We start from the raw sequence: 20745 nt of genomic DNA, 5'->3' as shown, positions 1-20745 counted from the left end.
CAGCTAGTTAGCTATGACGTTGCCGTCGAACGACCGTAAGCACAAGGCCCAGACCAATCAACGCCACAGCACCCATAACAATACTCAGCGCTGCACTACCAGTGCTGGCCAAATCACCATCCTCATCAGAGCCACCGCCCGGCTGGTCTGGCGACGAACCAGGCTGACCAGGAACTGTAGATTCTGACCCGCCCGGCGTCGAGGTCGAGTCGCTGGGCTCAGTAGGCGTCGGCTCAGACGGCGTCGGCTCAGACGGAGTCGGCTCAGTAGGCGTCGGCTCAGACGGAGTCGGCTCCGTAGGCGAAGGCTCACTCGGAGACGGCTCAGACGGTTCCGTAGGAGTGGGCTCCGTAGGAGAAGGCTCACTTGGCGACGGCTCAGTCGGCTCACTTGGCGACGGCGAGGGCTCCTCAGCACCAATGAACGTCACAGGCGAGGACGTACGCATCCGCAACTGGGTACTCTCGGCACGTCCAACTGCTTTATTCACCAGAATATCGCCATTCTTACCACCGATCACCGAAAGGTTGACCCGGAAGGACAGCGTCTTTCCAGGTGCCAGCTCACCGGTAATCACACGCACAGCCGTGGCATCCTCAGTAAACTCAGTGGACCAAATATCCGACGGAGTACCAGCACCACCGTTGACCTCAGCTCCCGGATCTTCGTCCAGCTCAGCGGGATCAACCGTCGTGTAGTAAACAGTCGCACCCTGGGGAGCGTCTACCGAAGCCAACTTCAACTGGGCATCGGTTGAGGTCCCCCTACCATCACCGTCATACGGCAATGAGTCGATGACGTCCACAAACGAGGAGGTGTTCGGGTCTTCGGAAGTGACCTTTACATCCCACCAGGCGGTGACGTCCTGATCCGGGTCATCAGCCTTCGGCAGGTCCAAGGTGGCCTGCTCGGTGTCCTTCACAATCGAGGTGTGTCCAGAGCGCGGGACCACGAACTGCACGCTATCGTCAACCGTGACTTCCTGGGACGTGGCTGTGGCTTTATTCACGAAAACCGCACCCGGTTCGGCATCGTCAGGCACCGTGGCCTCAAAGACTATCTCACCCAGTTCGTCGTTGGGTAGCACGTTATCGATGGTCCAGGTCAGTACCTGCTGGCCATCGTCATTCGTACTCACCTCCGGCTCGCCCACCGCAGCTCCAGTCCTCGCTTGCGCGGTCCCGGGGACGTATTCCATGCCCTTCGCCAAGGTGTTTTTCACCACGACCTGGTCAGTGTCCGGTTCAGCCAAGTTGGATTCCAAACCATAACGCACCGTGTACTTCGCAGCGTCACCTGGTTTGTATTCGGTATTCTCAATGAGGTTCTCCACCAACGGGAACGACCCGACGACCAGAAGAGCATCACGTCCTGGCCCGGAGTACGGGTAGCGCCAGCCCTCCGGCGTCAAGGTGTTGTGTGGCTCTGCGAGATCAGGATTCATCGAGCGGTCATAATAATCAAGATTGTTCTGGATCCGATCGGCTCGCCACTCGTTACGACCTTGTTCCAGAGAGTAAGCCCAGGTATAAACGTCTTGACCGGGCTTCGCACTCGGTTTCAGCTTTAGCTCCGAAACCAGGTAGACCACTGATCTCTCGTGTGTTGTTTCGGCCAAGAGTTCTGGGCGAAGTTCAACCTTCACGGCCTTGACCGTGGAGAGGTCATCGGGCTTCTCAGTTGACCAGCCTGGCGGGTTGCCGTGAGCAGGATCGCTCCTCTTGGCCTCGGTACCACAGTTGAAGAAATTGGGATCTACCGGCTCCCCGGTCCAGGCGTCAACCATGTCACCGGTGTAGTACCAAATATCTCCCTCGTACGAGTCATCATAAATATAGGTAGGTTGCGCCTCCCGTTTCAATGACACACGTGCGTCTTGAAACTCTACATACTCAGTGTCGAAAGTCGTGCAGACCCAATTGTGCGCTTTTGAATTCTGGCTCGTGGTTGGCGTGGTGGCCGCGACCGAGGTCACGGTAGCGCCGGCTGGTACGCGGTACGTATTTGTCCAGGGAGAGCCTGGGTAAGCGTTGGGGCGCTGGGCACCGAGAACCCACCCTCCGGTAAACGCACCGCGCACGACCGGAATGGCGTTGGTCTTATTATCTAAGGTGTCCTCGTAGGTTTCTCCCTCAACCGAGGTGTAGGTCTGGGGCTCTGCTTTGAGCCGCACCGTACCGCCCCGTGCCTGCTGGTTATATGGCACCTGAAGGTGAATATTACCGGCGGCGATCACATCCCAACCGACCGGGAGAGGCTGACCGTTGGAGTCCAAACGAGGCCCGTTGTCGTAGTTCAGGTCGCTGAGGGTGAGCTCGAAGGTGGTGTCCCCGGTTTTTCTCAGGGTGCAGTCGGGAAAATGCGTGGACTGGTTTTCGGCGTGCTGACCATCCGAGAACGGGTAACCGGACTGGATACGGTCATTGGCCGAACAGCTCGTCTGGCGAGGATCGACAGTAGCGACCATTCTCCCATTCTGGTCGACGTAGCGAATGTCTAGCCTGTAGGTCACCGAGTCCGGGCCGTTGGCGGTCTGCTGAGCGTGAGAGATCGAGAAGGGGAAGTTGATGTTCTGATACCTGGTATTGGTGGCAATCAGCGACTGTGGGTGACCACCATCGAATTTTGCGGTCATACCGAAGTTTTTGATAATCGGGATCTCGGGGAGCTTGACCTCGTGGCCCCGGAACGTACCGGTCGCAGTCACAAAGGAACCGGCCGGGCCATCAGCCAGCACACCGGTGAAAGCAACCTCGGCGGTACCCTGAGCGCGTTCACCCAGATCACACGTCACGGAGCGGCGATCCTCCGACAACTCCGCTGACTCGCAGGTCTCCGGCGTATCGGTAAACACCGCGTTCTCCAGGGTCACTTCAAGAACGTTGCCATCAACATTGGCATTACCCGGAGCAGCGGCCGAGTCGTTGATATCGAGTCGCCACTGGGCCCCGACAACCCCAACCCCGGACTCCAAAGCCTCCGGCTGGTCAATCCAGTTTCCGGTAAATTCATAGGCCTTAGTCTGACCGGTCTCAGCCTCAGCCGGGAGGGCCGAGGGAAGAACCAGCCCGGCAACCAGGGCAAGGGCAGTCAAAAATATCGCGCTGAAGCGCAGGCGTAAGCGGATGGGCACAGGCGTTCCTTCGATAAGCCCCTGACCAGGGGTGATGAGCGATGATCGTTTATATACTAGCGAGTAAGTGCGCGCGTGGCTACTGAATATACACGACGCACCACCGAACACCTGTGAGGTTAATTACTACCCTTCTGAGCCGGCAAGTCAGCCTGAGAAATCGATGATCTGACGCACCGCAGCTCCGTCAGCGAGCTGATCCATCGCATCATTGATCTCGTCAAGGCGAATATGGCGGGTGATGAGCTTTTCAACGGGAAGTTTTCCCTCCCGCCACAGCTTTTCGAACCGCGGAATGTCTCGGGATGGCACCGAAGATCCCAGGTAGGAGCCCATCACGGTACGTACTTCGCTGGTCAAAGTCAGCGGGGTGATGGTGGAGGTGGCATCCGGGGAGGGGAGCCCTGCGGTCACCGTCCGACCGCCGGGGTTGGTGGCAGAGAATGCGAGTTCGAAGGCGCTGGGGTGACCGGCGCATTCCAGGGTATGGTCTGCGGTGATGCCTTGGTCTTTGACTTCTTCGGAAGTGTAGGTCTCGTGGGCGCCCAGCTGGCGGGCCTGCTCGAGCTTTTCTTCGGACATATCGACAGCGATAATGCGGTCAATTCCTTCGGCTACTGCAGTCAACAGTGCTGCCATGCCGACCCCGCCCAGCCCGACGATCATCACCGACTCGCCGGCCTCGGGGGCAACAGCGTTGAGCAGGGCGCCACCACCGGTCAGCACGGCGCATCCAAAGACCGCGGCGATTTCGGCCGGAACGTCATCACCCACCGGTACGACTGAGCGGCGGTCCACCACGGCGTGGGTGGCAAATCCGGAGACACCTAGATGGTGCTCGACCGTCTGACCATCGCGCGAGAGATGGCGCTGTCCGGAGATGAGGGTTCCGTCATTATTGGTTGCTGACCCTACCGAACAGGGCAATTTTCCGTCAGTCTGACAGTTCTTGCACTCTCCGCACCGGGGCAGGAAAGTCATCACCACGCGCTGACCGACCTCGATATCGGTCACCTCGTCTCCGACTTTCTCCACGATGCCGGCAGCCTCGTGGCCTAAGAGCATCGGCACCGGTCGGACGCGAGACCCATTGACCACGGATAGATCAGAGTGGCAGACCCCGGCTGCTTCCATACGCACCAATAGTTCAGACCCTCCGGGCTCGGACAGCTCGAGTTCTTGCACCACAATGGGTTGGGACTCGCCGTAGGGCCGGTCCCGACCAATCTCTTCCAAAACTGCACCGGTGATCTGCACGAACTGCCTCCTCAATAGTGGTTGTGCCCTCAGTCAAGCAGAGCGAACCACCGGCGACAAGAGTCCGCGGACAGCCATTTTCGGTGACGCTCAGATCCATTAGAGTACTGAGTGTGACACAGACCTCACTCAAGCCACTCGACAACATCACGGTTGTCTCCACAGCCATCAATCTGCCTGGGCCCTTGGCGGCAGCTCGACTCCGAGACCTGGGCGCAACCGTCATTAAACTGGAGAATCCAGCCGGTGATCCGTTGCGCCAGTTCGTTCCCGACTACTACGCCGAGCTCACCGCGGGGATGCAGATCGTCCAAGCTGATCTGAAGACCGACGCGGGCCGGGGTCAGCTGCTCGAGATCGCGGCCACCGCGCAGGTGTTGATCACCTCGATTCGGCCGGCTGCCGTGGCCAAATTGGGCTTGGACCAGGTGGTACGACAGTTTAATCTGGTGCACGTGGAGATCGTGGGTTTCGACGGTGACCGAGAGAATGAGCCCGGCCATGATCTCACCTATCAGGCCCGGCACGGCTCGCTCGTACCACCAGCCATGCCACAGATTCTGGGTGGCGATTTACTCGGTGGCGAACGCGGCGCGACGGCGGCTTTAGCTGGCCTGAACTTGTTGCGAAATCATCCGGAGATCACCGAGGGCACGGTGCAACGGGTGGTGCTGGACCAGGCTGCCGAGTGGGCAGCCGCTCCGGCCCGCTACGGGATGACCACCCCGGGCGCACCGTTGGGAGGTGGCAATCCGTTCTATCGGATGTATGACACCGCTGACGGTGTGTTGGCGGTGGCGAGTCTGGAACCACATTTCGCCCAACGCACCGCCGAGCTCTTGGGATCAACAGCCGAAGAGTTGGCCACTCAGTTCGCCTCACGCACCAACGCCGAGTGGGTGGCTTTTGCTCGCGAGCACGATCTGCCGTTTGAACCGGTGGTTAGCACCGATCATTAATCACTCACCATCAACACGACTCAGGGGCCTACCTGGCGGGTAGGCCCCTGAAAGGTTGGTGAGCTTGTGACGCTTAGGCGGTCTTCTTCTTCCGCAGCACCATCAGGGTCACACCAGCAACCAGCAAAGCACCAGCAATCAGCAGGGCAATGATGGCCACGCTGGTACCTGTGTCAGCCAGGCTACCGGACTGCTCGGAGTCACCAGCGGCAACATCGTCGCCGGAGCCGGCAACGCCGTCTTCGGTACCGGCGCCAGCGGTGCCCTCTTCGTCCTCATCGGAACCGGCGGTGCCGTCCTCGTCGTCAGACCCGGGGGTCTGAGCGTCGTCGTCATCGGAGCCAGGGGCTTCTTCGTCATCGTCGCCAGCACCGGGACCGGGGGCGGCTTCGCCGGAGAGCAGGTCGAAGCTGAGCTTAGCCACATCGGTGTTGTCGATGTACTGACCGCGAACCGGGTCTTCACCCTGAACGTAGTTCAGCACGGAGTCAGCGCCAGCACCGTGTGCGAAGAACGGCACCAGAGCCTGAGTGTGGTCACCGGAGTACCAGCCGCCAACGGGAAGCTGGCCAGCTTCACCGGTGATCTGAGTCCAGGCGGTACCTGCACCGGGGCCGGAGAGGAAGCCGGTCTCGTGGTCAGCGGTCACCATCACCAGAGTCTCATCCCAGCTGGAGTTTTCCTCAACCCAGTTCACGACGGTATCCACAGCGTCGTTGAATTCGATCTGCTCTTCGAGGTTACCGGTGGTGGCGTTAGCGTGACCGGCCCAGTCAATGGCGCCGCCTTCGATCATGGTGAAGAAGCCCTCGTCGTTCTGCTCCAGAACGTTCAGGGCAGCGTCGGTCAGTTCAGCCAGGGTCGGCACGTCGTTCTTAGCGATTTCACCGGGCAGCGGGGACTGACCCTCTTCCAGGGGAACGCCGTCCACACGGCCGTTGTCACGACGAGGCTCAGCCTCAGCCAGGGCGGTGCGGTCAAACTGCAGGGTTTCTGCCACCGGCACCAGGCCGAATAGGGACTCCGGAACGTTGTTACCGTTGGCCACGTCCTTCAGCTCAGCGGTGGTCTCCAGGAAGGTGAAGTCGGTGTTGCCCTCCTGCAGGTCGGTGTACTGTTCCTCGGTCAGCCACTTCCAGTTGGCCTCGCGCTCCTGACCGTCCACATCGTAGAGCGGGTGACCGGCACCGATAATGACGTCCAGCTCACCGTTGATCATCTGCTCGGCGATGGCGTGGTTTTCACCACGATCGGCAACGTGTGCACCCCAGGAGGCCGGGGTGGCGTGGCCGAAGGGAACCGAGGAGACCACACCGGTGGCCAGACCCTTCTCCGCAGCGTACTCAGCGAAGTTTTCGACTGGTTCGCCGTCATCATCAACGCCCAGGGAGCCGTTGTGGGTCTTGTGACCGGACGCCAGAGCGGTACCGGAGGCAGCGGAGTCGGTCGGGTTGTTCTTCACCCAGTCAAAGTCAGCCCAGGCGGCTTCGGGATCGTAGACCGGTGAATCCAGCGAGTGGTGGGACATGCCAATCTGCAGGTCGAACTCTTCGTACGACTGCTGGGGGTTGTCACCGTAGTCTGACTGGTGTTGTTGCTGATCGTTCTCGGGATCAACGGAGATCTGCCAGTTCGACTCACCATTTTCAAACAAGCTGGCGGAGTCGACGTGGTTATAGCCCATACCATCACCGATGAGCAGGATGATGTTCTTCGGGGCCTGGGCGGCCTCGGGGGCGTTAGCGGTTTCTTGCGCCGTGGCGGAGGGGGCTACCAGCGATGCGGTTGCCACCGTTGCAGCAGCACCCAGGGCGATGCGGCCGCACGTGGAGCGGAAAATACGCATTATTAACGAGTCCTCTTCGTCGTGGTTGAGAAAAACGGTACCGAACAGCACTCGGCACTGCGCTCCACGCTACGGAGGCCACAAAGATATATCGTTAATCTCTTTTTCAAGGTTTATAACGATTCAGTAAACATACAGCAAACAGGGCCGGGACCTGGGGAGATCGATGATCGCGGCCCGGCGTCAGAGGGCCACAGGTTTAGTATTTCGTAACCTTTGGCACCGCGACGTGCTTGAGGCCTTCCAACCCAAACTCGAGGCCGAATCCAGATTTCTTGATGCCACCGAATGGCACCCGCGGATCTATCGCACCGTGCTGATTGATCCAGGTGGTACCGGCCTGAAGCCGATCGGCAACCGTCAGCGCCCGCTGTCGATCACTACTCCAGACCGAGGAACCCAGACCGACGTTGAGCTCATTAGCCCACGCAATGGCCTGGTCTAGGTCCGTGTAGCGGATGATCGGCAACACCGGGCCGAACTGTTCTGCTTGTACCAGCGGATTGGACTGATCGATATCGGCCACAATAGTTGCGGGATAGAAGTACCCCGCCTGGTCGGGATCGGGGTTCCCGCCGGTCACGATCCGGGCCCCGCCCTCGCGGGCTTTGTTGACCAGATCGGCAACGATGTCGTACTGCTGTTGGTTCTGCAATGGGCCCAGCACGTTATGCTCCTCCAGACCCACACCCATAGCAGCGTTGCTGGCTTGTTGGGCTAGCTCGTCGACAACCTGGTCGTACAAAGCTTCGGGAACATAGAGCCGCTTCATGGCCGCACACGTCTGTCCGGTGTTAATGAAGGCACCCCAGAACAACTCTTCAGCCAGCGCCTTCGGATCGGCGTCGTCCAACATGATGCCGGCGTCATTACCGCCCAGCTCCAGGGTCAGGCGCTTCAGGTCCGTCGCGGCCGAGCGCATAATGGCCTGGCCGGTGCGGGTCGAACCGGTAAACATCACCTTGTCCACGTCCTGGTGGCCGGTCAGCGCCGCGCCGATCTCGCCGCCCCCGGCCACCACCTGGAGCACCGCCTCAGGTAGGACCTGGTTGACCACGGCCACCAATGCCTGGACGGATAACGGAGTGTATTCGGAGGGCTTGAGAACCACCGTGTTGCCCATTTTGAGCGCGGCGCCGAACTGCCAAGTGGAGATCATCATCGGCCAGTTCCAGGGGCCCACCGCACCCACCACACCGACGGGTCGATAGCTCAGCACTGCGGTGCCGGACTCATCGTCCACGAGCACCTCGTCATTGAGCTCGAAGGACGCGGTGGCACGGAGCCATCCCGCAACCGCTCCCACTTCGAAACGAGCGTTCGGGCCGTTCAACGGCTTGCCCACCTCACGGCTGAGCAATTCGGCCAGCGCCTTAGCGCTGGCTTCGACCGCATCGGCAACACGGTTCAGATATTCGGACCGCTTGTCACCACCCAGCGCAGCCCATGCTGGCTGAGCCCGCTTGGCCCGCTGTACGGCGGCGTCAACGTCATCGACGCTCGCCTGTCCGGTCGAGCCGATCACCTCGGCGGTGGCCGGGTCTTTAACCTCCACGCCACCATCGACGGTGACAGCTTCTAGCAATCCTTGATATGTGGTGAGATCGGCAGTCATCTCTTGTCCCTTCATCAGACTGTTGTTATTCCACACCCTAACCCCGACACATGAGACTTGCGTCACACTCAACGCTGCACTGCACTGGCGCCCAAGCGTTGTGCAGGAATCGACAAGACACTTCAGGTGATCTGGCTCACACTAAAGAGACCTAGTTTCCAGTGAAGGACAGATCATGACAACCACGACCCACACCACCCCCGCGCCCCGACGGATCGGTACCGTGTCCCTGGTCTTGGTGATCATTGCCGCCTCCGCCCCACTGACGGTGATGGCTGGCGGGATCCCAACTAACTACGCGGTCTCCGGCATGCTGGGTGTGCCACAAACCTATATCGTGCTCGGATTGTTACTGGTCGTCTTTGCGGTGGGATTCGCCGCGATGAGCCGACACCTGCACAATGCCGGAGCGTTTTATGCCTATGTCTCAGCCGGGCTGGGGCTCCGCCAAGGTATTGCAGCCGCTATTCTGGCACTGGTCTCCTACAACATGATGCAAATCGGGCTCTACGGTCTGGTAGGGTTTGCTTCCTCCAATCTGCTACGAGAACTCACCGGCCTGGAGGTGTCCTGGTGGCTGATGGCCCTGCTCTGTTGGGCCCTGGTCGCAATTCTGGGCATCAACTCCATCGATCTATCCGCCAAGGTGCTGGGCGTGGTCGTCGCGTTGGAGTTCCTGGTCGTGATCATCATCGATGTGCTGGCACTTGCGGTGGCACCTGAGGGAGCCGCCGCTGATGCCTTTGCCCCCGATCAGTTCTTTGCCCCCGGTATCGGCGTGCTGCTGGCCTTTGGGATTGCGGCCTTTATGGGCTTTGAGTCTGGTGCGATCTACTCCGAAGAGGTCACCGACCCCCGTCGCACCGTGGCCGGAGCCACCTACATCGCACTGATCACCATCGCGATCTTCTACGCGTTCTCCGCGTGGGCCTTCGGTATTGGTATTGGCCCCTCGCAGGTGGTCGAGCGTTCTGCCGAGCTCGGCCCCGATCTGGTCTTCGTGTGGCTCAGCGAGACCAGCCCCGTGCTGGGCCAATTCGCCTCGATCCTGTTCGTCACCAGCCTGATTGCCGTACTGTTGGCCTTCCATAATGCCGCCGCCCGCTACTTTTTCTCCCTCGGCCGCTCCGGGGTACTACCTCGTCAGCTGGCAGCCACCACCGGCACCGGCGCCCCGCTGGCCGGATCTCTCACCCAGTCAGCCCTGGCCGTGGTGGTCGTGATCGGCTTCGCCATCGCCGGCACCGGCCACGAACTCGGCCCGCTGTTTCCGGTCATCACGCTATTCACCTGGTTGACCAATGCCGCAGCTTTCGGACTCGTCTTCCTCTTAGCGGTCACCTCCGTGGCGATCATGGCCTGGTTTATCCGCCACCCCCACGGCTACGGGCTCTGGGTGCGCGTCATCGCCCCGGCCCTAGCAGCCCTCGGGCTGGCGGTGGTGTTCATCCTGATCTTGGCCAATTTCGATGTGATGATCGACGCTGAGGAAGGCTCCTCGCTGATCTTCATCATGCCCGGCATCATTCTCGGCTCCGGAGTGCTCGGGTTGCTCTGGGGCGAGGTGCTACGACGTCGCGAACCCGAGGCCGTGCCGGGCGCACCAGCCGAACTTGTCACCGTCGGAAAGGAACACCATGACTGAACCACACGTTGTGATTATTGGGGCCGGTTTCGCTGGATTGCGTGCCGCCCGCGAATTAGAGTCCGCCGGGATCTCGTGCGAGATCGTCGAGGCCCGCGACCGGGTCGGTGGACGAGCCTGGACCGATGAGCGCATGGGGCGCGCGATTGAGCTCGGCGCGACGTGGGTGCACTGGTTCCAAGCCCATGTGTGGCAGGAGATCACCCGCTACCAGCAACCGATTGTCGCCTCACCGGAGCCCGAACTGGTGTACTGGAATTCGCAAGACACCACGCATCAGGGCACCCTACAGGATCTGGATCGGACGATTCAGCCCCCGATGGCCGAGATCTTTGCTCGCTCAGAGCAGTACTTCCCTCACCCCTACGATCCGCTCTGGATCCTCTCGGAGGATTTCGACGGGCCCGCGGAGTTGCGCGAGCAGTTCCTGGCCGATGACCAAGCCTCGGTGTTGGACGCAGTGCGGGCCAGCGGGAATTTCACTCAGGAGCAGATCGATCTGGTCGATGCCTACTGGTCGGCCGGGTACGTGGGCTCGCCCCACACTGGGTCGGCGCTGATGGCCAAACACTGGGTCGCACTCTCGGATCACCGATTGAGACTACTGGATGACATCACCCTGAAGTACAAGCTAGTCAACGGCATGAAAGGCCTCTACGAGCCGATGGCTGCCGAGCTGAGTTGCCCGATTCAGCTCAACACTCCGGTCACCGCCGTCGACCACGACGGGCACAGCGCCCGTGTCACGCTGGCCACCGGTGAGGTGCGCGAGGCCAGCGCGGTGATCGTCACCGTCCCGGCGGGTGCGTTGCGCACCATCCGTTTCACCCCTGAGCTACCCGAGACGATCACCGCGACCATCGAGCAGGGGTGGAACACCTCGGGGGCGAAAATCTGGTTCAAGGTCAAGGGCCGACACAAGCTACTGGCCTATGCGCCCTACCCGGCGCCGATGGCCTGTATCCGCTCCGAATACTTCACCCCCGAAGGCGATACCATCCTGGTCGGCTTCGGCCCGGAGGCCTCCGCCGTGGATCTGGAGTCCACCGCTGATGCCCAGCGGATTCTCGACTACTGGCGCGATGACCTCGAGGTGGTGGAGTCTACCGGTCACGACTGGCAGAACGACCCGTGGTCGGGCCAAGCCTGGGGCACGTTACGCACCGGGCAGTTCACCGATGCCTGGCACCACTTCGAACGGCTCGAGCCCCCGGTGGTCTTTGCCGGCTCTGAGTTGGCTCGTGGCTGGCGCGGGGTGTGCGTGGACGGGGCCCTGGAGTCGGGACTGACCACCGCCCGGAAGCTGATCACGCACCTGGGTTCTTAACCCGGGCCCGGTAGGCCGAGGGCGATTCGCCAAAGGCCTGTTTGAACAGCTTGGAGACCTGCGAGGCGTCGTGAATCCCATAGCGGGTACTGATCTGTTGCACGGTCTCGGAGGCATGCACCGGATCGGCGAGATCGTCGCGGATCCGGTGCAACCGCAGGTCGCGAATCATGGTGCTGACCGTGGTGCCGTGCTCGGCGAAGCGGGTATAGAGCTGGCGGACGGAGACGTAGAAGTACTCGGCAATGCGTTGTGGCCCCAGCTCCGCATCCCCCAGGTGGTCTTCGATATAGGCGGTGGCGAGATGAAACAGCGGATTCTCACTGGTGTCACGTCCTTGGGCCTTGGAGGCCTCCAACAGGATGGTGACCAGCATCTGCAAGGATGAACGCACCAGCGACAGCGCGCTGGGGGTATGCAGGATCTGCAGGTTGTTCACCAGGTTTTCAAATAGTGGCACCACCACCCGACCCAGTCCGTGTTCGCGACTGACCGGTGTGGCGGTGACCAGAGAAACCTGTTCTTGCACCAGGTGCAGATACTCTTGGGGGAACTGCATCACCAGCGAGCGCTGGGGCCGGTCGAAGACCAGCTCATAGGGCCGGTGGGTGACGTACAGGGCCAAATCCCCGGGGGCCAGCACTGTGGTCCGGCAGTCCTGGGTCAGCTGGGATTGTCCCTCGATCTGCAACGAAAGCTTACACATGGCCGGTTGGGTGTTCTCGGGCACAACGTGCGGCTGGCACACCCGGTGGGCGTCGGTGGCCATATCCACCAGCAGGATCTCTCCCAGTAGCGCCTGCCGGCGCCCGGCCCGAAACGCCTGCGGGTCGTCTGCGGTGATGGTCAGGTTGTGGAAGCTGTGGGAGATGGCCTCGGTCCACTGGGCCAGGCTCAAGTGCTTGTGTGGCCCCGGATGCTGACAGGCGCCGAACCGGTGATCAGGTGCGACAGTCACGGCGCTTCCTGTTCGATCCCCCACTCTGCCACCAGCTTCTCGGTTCCGCGGGCCAGGATCGCCACATCGGCGGAGACGTTGACGAAGTCGGCCCCGGCGGCCACGTAGTCGCGAGCCTGATCGGCGTGGAACGCGTTGACGCCCACAATCTTGCCGGCCGCGTTCGCCTGGGCGATGACCTGCGTGACGGCGGCGATGACCTCCGGGTGGGTCTGACGGCCCAGCAGCCCCATCGAGGCGGAGAGATCCGAGGGGCCGATGAAGACTCCGTCAACACCGTCGGTGGCCAGAATCTCAGCGGCGTGGTTGACCGCGGTGTGGGATTCGATCTGGACCAACAGGGTCAGGGTGTGGCGGGCCCGCGCCAAGTAGTCGGGGATCCGGGACCAGCGACCCGAGCGGGCCAGGGCCGAGCCGAGGCCACGGACCCCGTCCGGCGGGTAGGCCACCGCCGAAGCAGCCGCCCGGGCTTGGTCGGGGGTGTCGACCATGGGCACAATCAGTGATTGCACGCCCAGATCCAGGTATTGCTTGATCAACACCGGGTCGTTATGTGGTACCCGGACCACCGAGAGCACCGGATAACCAGCGATGGCGCGCAGCTGGGACTGGATGGATTCTAGACTCAGCGGAGAGTGTTCGCCGTCGATGAGTAGGTAATCGAATCCGGCCCCGGCGCAGATTTCGGCCACCCCGGCGTCACCGGAAGAGACGAAGATCCCGACGATGGGGCCGTGCTGGTCGGGTTTGCCGCTCTGGGCGGGGAATAGATCCCGCAGGCTCGGTAGTGCCCCGGGCAATAGGCCACTGGTGGCGGGGTCTTGGGCGAGGAGTTGTTTTACGCGAAGTGACATGTCACGACTCCCAATGCACCGTAATCGGCATAGACCGTGTCGTTCTGGTAGACCCACATCGGGCGGGTGAAGGATCCGGCGAGAATCATTTCTCCAGCGGCCAGGTGGTCGCCGTGGCCAGCAATCCGGTTGGCCAGCCAGTGCACGCCATTGCCGGGGTGGTTCAACACGCCGGAGGCGACCCCGGTTTCGATAATTTCGTGGTTGCGCCACAGTGCGCCGGCCACCCAGCGTAGGTCCACCGCATCCGGGGAGACCGGCCGGCCACCGATGACCATCGAACCCAGTGCGGCGTTATCGGAGATGGTGTCGATAATCGTACGGCCCTGCATCTCGATCCGAGAGTCGAGCACTTCCAGAGCCGGCACCACGTATTCGGTGGCTCGCAGCACATCGAAGAGGGTCACGCCGGGGCCTTCGAGGTCCTGGTGGAGCACGAAGGCCAATTCCATTTCAATGCGCGGGTGGGTGTAGTTCTCCCACTGGTAGACATGGCCGGAGTCGAAGACCTGATCATCGAAGATCACCCCGTAGTCGGGCTCGTCGATGCCGGTGGCGTCCTGCATGGCCTTGGAGGTCAGCCCGATCTTGTGTCCGACCGGGTGGCGGCCGGCTTCGACCTGGCGTTCGGCCCAGATTTTTTGAATGGCGTAGGAGTCTTCAATCACCATGTCCGGGTATCGGGCGGTCAGTAGCGGGACCGGGGTGCGGTCTCGGTTGGCCCGGTGGAGTTCATCGGCGATCGCAGTGTGGGTCTGGTGATCCAACATGGGCTGTCCTTAGGCGGTGGGTGCCGGGCGAAAGACTTTGCCCGGGTTCATCAAGTTGTGGGGGTCGAAGGCGGCTTTGATGTTCTGTTGCAGCCGGTACTGCACGTCACCCAGCTCGTCGGGCAGCCACCGGGATTTCAGCACGCCCACCCCGTGTTCACCGGTGAGGGTGCCACCCAATTCCAGGGCCATGGTAAAGACCTGTCCGGCCACGTCCCAGATGGCCTCGGGCACCTCGCGGTTCTGGCCGTGGTCTTGACCTTCGACGACAAATACCGGGTGCAGGTTGCCGTCTCCGGCGTGGCAGGCGGTGGGGATTTTGATCCCGGAGGCTTGTTCGAGGTCGCGAATTCGGGCGAAGGCTTCGGCCATTGTGGACCGGGGCACGGCAATATCTTCGACCAGTAACTGTCCTTTGGCCTCCAGAGAGGGGAAGACACTGCGACGGATACCGACCAGGCGCTGGGATTCTTCCGGGTCGTCGGTGATGGTCAGCTCGGCCTGGTGGTCGGTGAGGATCGCCCCAATCTCTTCGGCTTCAGTCGCGGCGGCCGGTCCGTCAGTTTGGATCAGCAGGAAGGAGTTGCCGGAGCCGAAGTTTTCGCCGGTGTGTTCTGTCACCAACGCCACGGTGAGGTCATCGAGCAGCTCCATCATCGCCGGGGTGTGGCCGTGGCGGGTGACCGCTGAGGCGGCCTCTGCCGCATCGGTCACGGTCGGAAACGAGGCGCCTAGGGTGACGGTGCTACCCGGGGTGAGGGGCCGGATTTTCAGGGTGGCCTCGACGATGATGCCCAAGGTGCCTTCGGAGCCGATCAGCAACGCGCACAAATCGTAGCCGGTCACGCCTTTGACGGTGTGGTGCCCGACGGTGATCAGTGACCCGTCGGCGAGCACGACCTGCAACGATAGCACCGCTTCACGGGTGACCCCATATTTGGCGCAGAGCAACCCTCCGGCATTCATGGAGATATTGCCACCCACGGTGGAGATGTCTTTGGAGGCCGGGTCCGGTGGCCACCAGAAGCCCTGGGTGGCCAGGTAGGTGTTGAGTTCTCCGTTGAGGATGCCCGGCTGGACCGTGACCAAACGGTTCTCGGGTTGCAGTTGCAGGATCTGGTTCATCCGGTCGGTGCAGACCATGATCTCACCGGTGCTACCGATGGCCGAACCGGCCAGCCCGGTCCCCGCGCCACGAGGCACCATCGGGATCCGATGGTGGAAGCACACCCGTGCGATGTGCTGAACCTCCTCGACGGTGCGGGGGAAGACCGCAGCTGAGGGCACAGTGTCGCTGAGATGTCCGGAACGATCGTATTGATACACACTCAACGCCCGGGGATCGTCCACCACCGCATCGGCAGGTAGCTGGTCGCGCAACTCGGCCAGAACGGTGGAGAAATTCTCGGTGGTGCTCATACGGTGTTTCCTTCCAGCGTGGAGGCGGACTGTCTTTCAGTCTAGAGCTGGTTGCCCAGCTTATATTCGCCTTTCTTCCAGTCGGGCATTTCTTCACCGGATTCGCGGGTATAGGAGAAGCCGTCGGCGCCGATGGTGACCTCCATTTCGGAGTCTTCTTCTCGGCTGGTCAACGGCTGCGGATTGCCGTCCAAGTCCAGGACCAGGGAACCGTCGGTGTACCAGGAGGGTACAACCGGGTTGCCCCAGAAGTCACGTCGCTGGTTGTCGTGCACATCCCAGGTGACCACCGGGTTGTCCGGGTCGCCGGTGTAGTAGTCCTGGGTGTAGATCTCCACGCGGTGGCCATCCGGGTCACGCAGGTAGAGGTAGAAGGCATTGGAGACACCGTGCCGTCCCGGGCCACGCTCAATGCGGTCGGAGATGCGTAAGGCCCCCATCTTGTCGCAGATGGCCAGAATGTTGTGCTTCTCGTGGGTGGAAAAGGCCACGTGGTGCATCCGCGGGCCGTCACCGCCGGTCATGGCGGTGTCGTGCACGGTGGGTTTGCGTCGCATCCAGGCCGCATAGACCACGCCGTGCTCGTCCTGAATATCCTCGGTGACGCGGAAACCTAGATCCTGCATGTAACGGGCTGCCCGGGGGACATCGGGGGTGATCTGGTTGAAGTGGTCCAGACGCACCAGGGCCCCGGGGCTGTAGAGGTCGTAGCGCCAAGCCAGACGCTCGACGTGCTCGACCTCGTAGAAGAACTCATAGGGGAAGCCCAGCGGGTCTTCCACGCGCACCGAGTCACCCAGGCCCTTGACGAACCCGTCCTTTTTGCGTTCGACCCGGCAGCCGAGTTCTTCGTAGAAGGCCACGGCTTTGTCGAGGTCCTCCGGGGTGCGCACGCGGTAGGAAAATGCCGCCACCGCGGGCACCTGGCCGGCGCGCAGGACCAGGTTGTGGTGGATGAACTCTTCCATCGACCGTAGGTAGATGGTGTGCTCATCTTCATCGGTGACCACCAAACCGAGCACGTCCACGTAGAACTCGCGAGAGGCGGCCAGGTCGGTGACGACCAGTTCCATCGAGGCGCACCGCAATACATCGGGTGCTTCCACGCTCGGGCTGGGGATGGGGTTATCGGTCTGAATCGGGGTCTCCTGGGAGACGTAGAATCCCGAGGAGGTCAGCGTGCGATCCTTCATATCAGTCATGGTCTCTGTTCTTTCTGTGCTCACGACGGGTCAGCGGGCTGGAGTGCGCTTAGTCCTGCTTGCCGAAGACCGGGTTGTGGACTTCGCCGAGGTTGATGTGCACGGCCTGCTGGTCGGTGTAGAAGTCGATGGAGCGGTAACCGCCCTCTTGGCCCAGGCCGGAGGCCTTGACCCCGCCAAAGGGGGTGCGCAGGTCGCGGACGTTATTGGAGTTCAGCCACACCATCCCGGCCTCGACGTGCTGGGCAAAATTGTGGGCGCGCTTCAGATCGTTGGTCCAGATGTAGGCGGCCAGACCGTACTTGGTATTATTGGCCAGCTGAAGGGCTTCTTCTTCGGTGTCGAAGGGCGTAATGGCCACCACGGGGCCGAAGATTTCTTCCTGGAAGATCCGGGCGTCCGGGGAGACATCGGCGAAAACGGTGGGCTGGACGAAGTTGCCGTCGGGGAACTGCTCGGGACGGGAGCCACCGGCGACCAACTTGGCTTCGTTCTTGCCGATCTCCACGTAGGACATGACTTTCTCGAAGTGCTCGGGGTGGACCAGGGCGCCGACCTCGGTGGTCTTCTCTGAGGGCAAACCCACCGTGACCCGCTTGGCCTGGGCGGCGTAGCGCTGAACGAACTCATCGTAGATCCCGCGCTGCACCAGGATGCGGGAGCCGGCCGTGCAGCGTTCACCGTTCAGGGAGAACACGCCGAAAATGGTCGCGTCAATCGCGGTCTGCAGGTCAGCGTCGTCGAAGACCACGGCCGGGGATTTACCGCCCAGCTCCATGGACAGACCCTTCAGGTAGGGGGCGGCGTTGGCGTAGATGATCTCACCGGTCTTCGATTCACCAGTGAAGGAGATCAGCGGAACGTCGGGGTGTTTGACCAGCGAGTCACCGGCGAAACCTTCTTCACCGAAACCCTGGACCATGTTGAACACACCGGTCGGTAGTCCGGCCTCTTCAAAGATGCCCGGCCACAGCGACGCTGACAGCGGGGTGAATTCGGCCGGCTTGAGCACCACGGTATTCCCGGTGGCAATGGCCGGGCCGAGCTTCCAGGATTCCAGCATGAACGGGGTATTCCACGGGGTAATCAGCCCGGCCACACCGATCGGCTTGCGGTTGACGTAGTTGGCCTGACGGCCCGGCACCTTGAAGGCGTTATCGTGCTGGGCAACAATCAGGTCGGCGAAGAACCGGAAGTTCTCGGCAGCACGACGGGCCTGGCCCAGAGCCTGGGTAATCGGTAGACCGGTGTCGAAACATTCCATGGCGGCCAGCTCGTCACCGCGGGATTCGACCACATCGGCGATCTTGTGTAACACACGGGAGCGTTCGCGTGGCAGCATGGTCGGCCAGGGGCCGTTGGTGAAAGCGTCCTTGGCGGTAGCCACGGCACGGTCGATATCTGCTTTCTTCCCGGAGGAAGCCTTAATGTAGGTCTCGTTGGTGACCGGGTCGAGCACCTCGAACGTGTCACCGTCAAGGGAATCAACGAACTCGCCACCGATGTAGTGACGGATCTGATCGGGCAGGTTGGCGGGGCGCTGGGAGGTGGCAGTCACAGTCAGTACTCTCCTAGGGTCGATCGGTTCTGGTGTTCGGGGCTGTTCAGGTAGCTGGTCAGCGTGGCGTTGCGGTGGTCTCGGGCGGCTTGTTCAATCTCGATCGCGGACGCATGGCCGGCAATGAGGTCCAGAATGTGGGCGTGTTCGGCCACCGATTCGGTGGCGCGTCCGGGCACGAAGGAGAAGGTGGATTCCCGCAGATGGTTCAGCCGGTCCCATTCGGCATAGACCAGATCGGTCAGTCGCTGGTTCGGGCACCGAGCGAAGAGCACCTGGTGGAAGGCCTGGTTGGTTTTGGTGAAGCTGGCCGGGTCGAAATGTGACAGCGAGCGCTGCATCTGCGCATTCAGCGCCCGGGCTTCGGCCAGATCATCTGCGCTCACATGCGGGGCAGCCGCAGCGGTGGCGGCCCCTTCGAGAATGCCCACGGTCTGCATCGAGTTGATGTACTGGGATTCATCCACCATCGACACGTGGGCGCCCACATTGCGCTGATAGGTCACCAATCCTTCGGCCTCCAACTGGCGGATGGCCTCCCGCACCGGTACCACCGACATATTCAGGGCATCACCGATGGTGGCCAGCACCAGCCGATAGCCGGGGCTGAATTCTTGGGTGAAGATCCGTTGCCGAATCCACCGGTAGGCAATCTGGGCTTTGGACAATTGCTCGGTCTCGGTTGTGGTCGGTGGGGTCATCAGTTCTGGTCCTCGGTTTCGGCAACGTAGCGCTCATAGGCTTCTTTCTGTTCGCCAGTGGGCGGGAAGGTGCCCTTGATCGGTGCGCCGGCTCGAACCTGGTTGGCCACCCACTCATCCTGGTGCTCTTTGGCCAGAGCGGCCTCGACAACTTCGTCGGCGAGATCGCGCGGGATCACAAGCACCCCGTCGTCGTCACCAACGATCACGTCGCCGGGGAGCACCGTGGCGTTGCCACAACTAACGGCCACATCGACCTCCCAGGGCACGTGCTTACGCCCCAACACGGCCGGGTGCGCGGTCTGGGTGAAGACCGGTAGGCCGATACGCTGAACCTCGGCGTAGTCGCGGACTCCCCCGTCGGTGACCACACCGGCGGCTCCGTTGTACTGGGCGCGGAGGGCGAGAATATCGCCCAGGGTGCCAGAGCCGGCTTCACCGCGAGCTTCAATGACAATGACTTCGCCCGGTCGGACGGCATCAAAGCACTGTTTTTGGGCGTTGTAGCCACCGCCGTGGCTGCCGAAGAGGTCCTCACGGTTGGGCACAAAACGCAGGGTCTTGGCCACCCCGACCATCTTGGTGCCCGCGGTTTGGGGCTTCACGCCTTCGATGACGACGTTGTTCAGACCGCGGGAACGCAATTGGGCCGATAGTCCGGCGGTGGGCGCTACCTTCAGCTTGGTCCGCAACTCATCAGGGAGCGCCGCGGTGGGATCTGCAACCGGTGGCAGACCGGCGGCTTCACGGGATCCCCAAGCGTCTTCGGCTTGCTTTTCATCGACAGCCGGCAACATCCCAAGCGCCGGGTCGAAGTCGCCGGGGCCCTCCGTAATGTGGGTGATCAGCCGACCCGAGGTGGGTGCGCCCGTGGCGGTGGGGGCATCGACCTCGACCTCCACGGTGTCGCCGGGGGCCACCACTGACGAGCCGGCCGGGGTACCGGTCAGGATCACGTCACCGGTTTCCAGGGTCATGTGCTGCGACAGGTCGGCCACGAACTGAGCCAGCGGGAAGATCAGCTGGTCCTCGGAGGTGCCATCCTCCTGGACCAGCTCACCGTTGACCCAGGTGCGCAACCGGAGTGCGGTCGGATCAATGCTTTGGGCGTCAATCACGGTCGGGCCCAGGGGCGTGTAACCGTCCCGGCCCTTGGAGCGGAGGTTAGAGCCCTTATCTGCCGGGCGGTAGTCGTAGATGCCCAGGTCGTTTGCGGCGGTCACCCCAGCCACATGCTTCCAGGCGTCTTCGAGGCAGGCCCGGCGGGCCGGTTCCCCGATGATCAGGGCGATTTCGCCCTCAAAAGCCATCAGCTCGGTCCCGGCGGGGCGTGCTACGTCGGCACCGGAGCCCGATAAGGAGCTCGTGGGCTTAAGGAAATAAGACGGGGTGGCCGGGCGCCGACCGCGCTGGGCGGCGCGAGACTCAAAGGCCACGTGCACCGCAATAATCTTGCCCGGGGTGAAGAGAACGTCGTGGAGAGGGTTCGGCATGCAGACCT

General features: G+C 61.9%; 15 protein-coding genes. 3 read left to right on the top strand and 12 right to left on the bottom strand.

Annotated features, from left to right (window positions below):
- Positions 1-7 precede the first annotated feature (7 nt).
- Positions 8-3133, bottom strand: a complete 3126-nt coding sequence (locus QDX22_RS09330; protein ID WP_183145608.1) for an isopeptide-forming domain-containing fimbrial protein — start codon at positions 3131-3133, stop codon at positions 8-10.
- 147 nt (positions 3134-3280) lie between these two features.
- Positions 3281-4390 carry an alcohol dehydrogenase catalytic domain-containing protein gene (locus QDX22_RS09325; protein ID WP_110098975.1) on the bottom strand — a complete coding sequence of 370 codons (1110 nt, stop codon included), beginning with the start codon at positions 4388-4390 and terminating at the stop codon, positions 3281-3283.
- A 113-nt stretch (positions 4391-4503) separates the two neighbouring features.
- On the opposite strand from QDX22_RS09325, the gene QDX22_RS09320 reads away from it, so the two are divergent.
- On the top strand, positions 4504-5349 hold the full coding sequence (locus QDX22_RS09320; protein WP_110098976.1) for a CoA transferase: 846 nt from the start codon (positions 4504-4506) through the stop codon (positions 5347-5349).
- 73 nt (positions 5350-5422) lie between these two features.
- Here the strand turns inward: QDX22_RS09320 and QDX22_RS09315 are convergent, their stop codons facing one another.
- The gene (locus QDX22_RS09315) at positions 5423-7246 is read right to left on the bottom strand and encodes an alkaline phosphatase (protein ID WP_279723917.1); all 1824 of its coding nucleotides are present in this window, start codon (positions 7244-7246) and stop codon (positions 5423-5425) included.
- A gap of 148 nt (positions 7247-7394) precedes the next feature.
- On the bottom strand, positions 7395-8810 hold the full coding sequence (locus QDX22_RS09310) for an aldehyde dehydrogenase family protein (protein WP_279673263.1): 1416 nt from the start codon (positions 8808-8810) through the stop codon (positions 7395-7397).
- A gap of 175 nt (positions 8811-8985) precedes the next feature.
- Here QDX22_RS09310 and QDX22_RS09305 point away from each other — a divergent pair, with 175 nt between their 5' ends.
- Positions 8986-10455, top strand: a complete 1470-nt coding sequence (locus QDX22_RS09305; RefSeq protein WP_110098978.1) for an APC family permease — start codon at positions 8986-8988, stop codon at positions 10453-10455.
- Complete coding sequence (locus tag QDX22_RS09300; protein ID WP_110098979.1) at positions 10448-11782, top strand: flavin monoamine oxidase family protein; 1335 nt, start codon at positions 10448-10450, stop codon at positions 11780-11782. Before QDX22_RS09305 ends, QDX22_RS09300 begins: the two co-directional genes overlap by 8 nt.
- On the opposite strand, the gene QDX22_RS09295 is transcribed toward QDX22_RS09300, so the two are convergent.
- Genes QDX22_RS09295 through QDX22_RS09260 form a run of 8 tightly spaced genes read right to left on the bottom strand, consistent with a single transcriptional unit; the run spans position 11763 to position 20737 of the window.
- Complete coding sequence (locus tag QDX22_RS09295) at positions 11763-12740, bottom strand: AraC-like ligand-binding domain-containing protein (RefSeq protein ID WP_233487907.1); 978 nt, start codon at positions 12738-12740, stop codon at positions 11763-11765. The two genes, QDX22_RS09300 and QDX22_RS09295, sit on opposite strands and share 20 nt — an antisense overlap.
- Positions 12737-13594 carry an HpcH/HpaI aldolase family protein gene (locus QDX22_RS09290; protein WP_110098980.1) on the bottom strand — a complete coding sequence of 286 codons (858 nt, stop codon included), beginning with the start codon at positions 13592-13594 and terminating at the stop codon, positions 12737-12739. Before QDX22_RS09290 ends, QDX22_RS09295 begins: the two co-directional genes overlap by 4 nt.
- Positions 13579-14364 (bottom strand): FAA hydrolase family protein, encoded by a 786-nt coding sequence (locus QDX22_RS09285; protein ID WP_110098981.1) that lies wholly within the window; start codon positions 14362-14364, stop codon positions 13579-13581. Before QDX22_RS09285 ends, QDX22_RS09290 begins: the two co-directional genes overlap by 16 nt.
- Before the next feature lie 9 nt (positions 14365-14373).
- Positions 14374-15783 carry an FAD-binding oxidoreductase gene (locus tag QDX22_RS09280; RefSeq protein WP_110098982.1) on the bottom strand — a complete coding sequence of 470 codons (1410 nt, stop codon included), beginning with the start codon at positions 15781-15783 and terminating at the stop codon, positions 14374-14376.
- A gap of 41 nt (positions 15784-15824) precedes the next feature.
- Positions 15825-16985 carry a 3,4-dihydroxyphenylacetate 2,3-dioxygenase gene (hpaD, locus tag QDX22_RS09275; RefSeq protein WP_279717784.1) on the bottom strand — a complete coding sequence of 387 codons (1161 nt, stop codon included), beginning with the start codon at positions 16983-16985 and terminating at the stop codon, positions 15825-15827.
- A 49-nt stretch (positions 16986-17034) separates the two neighbouring features.
- Entirely contained in the window at positions 17035-18543 is a 1509-nt protein-coding gene (gene hpaE / locus QDX22_RS09270; protein WP_110100797.1) for a 5-carboxymethyl-2-hydroxymuconate semialdehyde dehydrogenase, read from the bottom strand.
- A 2-nt stretch (positions 18544-18545) separates the two neighbouring features.
- Positions 18546-19244 (bottom strand): GntR family transcriptional regulator, encoded by a 699-nt coding sequence (locus tag QDX22_RS09265; protein WP_110123123.1) that lies wholly within the window; start codon positions 19242-19244, stop codon positions 18546-18548.
- Positions 19244-20737 (bottom strand): fumarylacetoacetate hydrolase family protein, encoded by a 1494-nt coding sequence (locus QDX22_RS09260; RefSeq protein ID WP_279717782.1) that lies wholly within the window; start codon positions 20735-20737, stop codon positions 19244-19246. The genes QDX22_RS09265 and QDX22_RS09260 overlap by 1 nt, the downstream gene beginning before the upstream one ends.
- Between the last annotated feature and the right edge of the window lie 8 nt (positions 20738-20745).

Origin of the sequence: Auritidibacter ignavus, assembly GCF_029853775.1 — a bacterium.
Classification (GTDB): domain Bacteria; phylum Actinomycetota; class Actinomycetes; order Actinomycetales; family Micrococcaceae; genus Auritidibacter; species Auritidibacter ignavus.
This window is presented reverse-complemented; position numbering and strand designations above follow the sequence as displayed.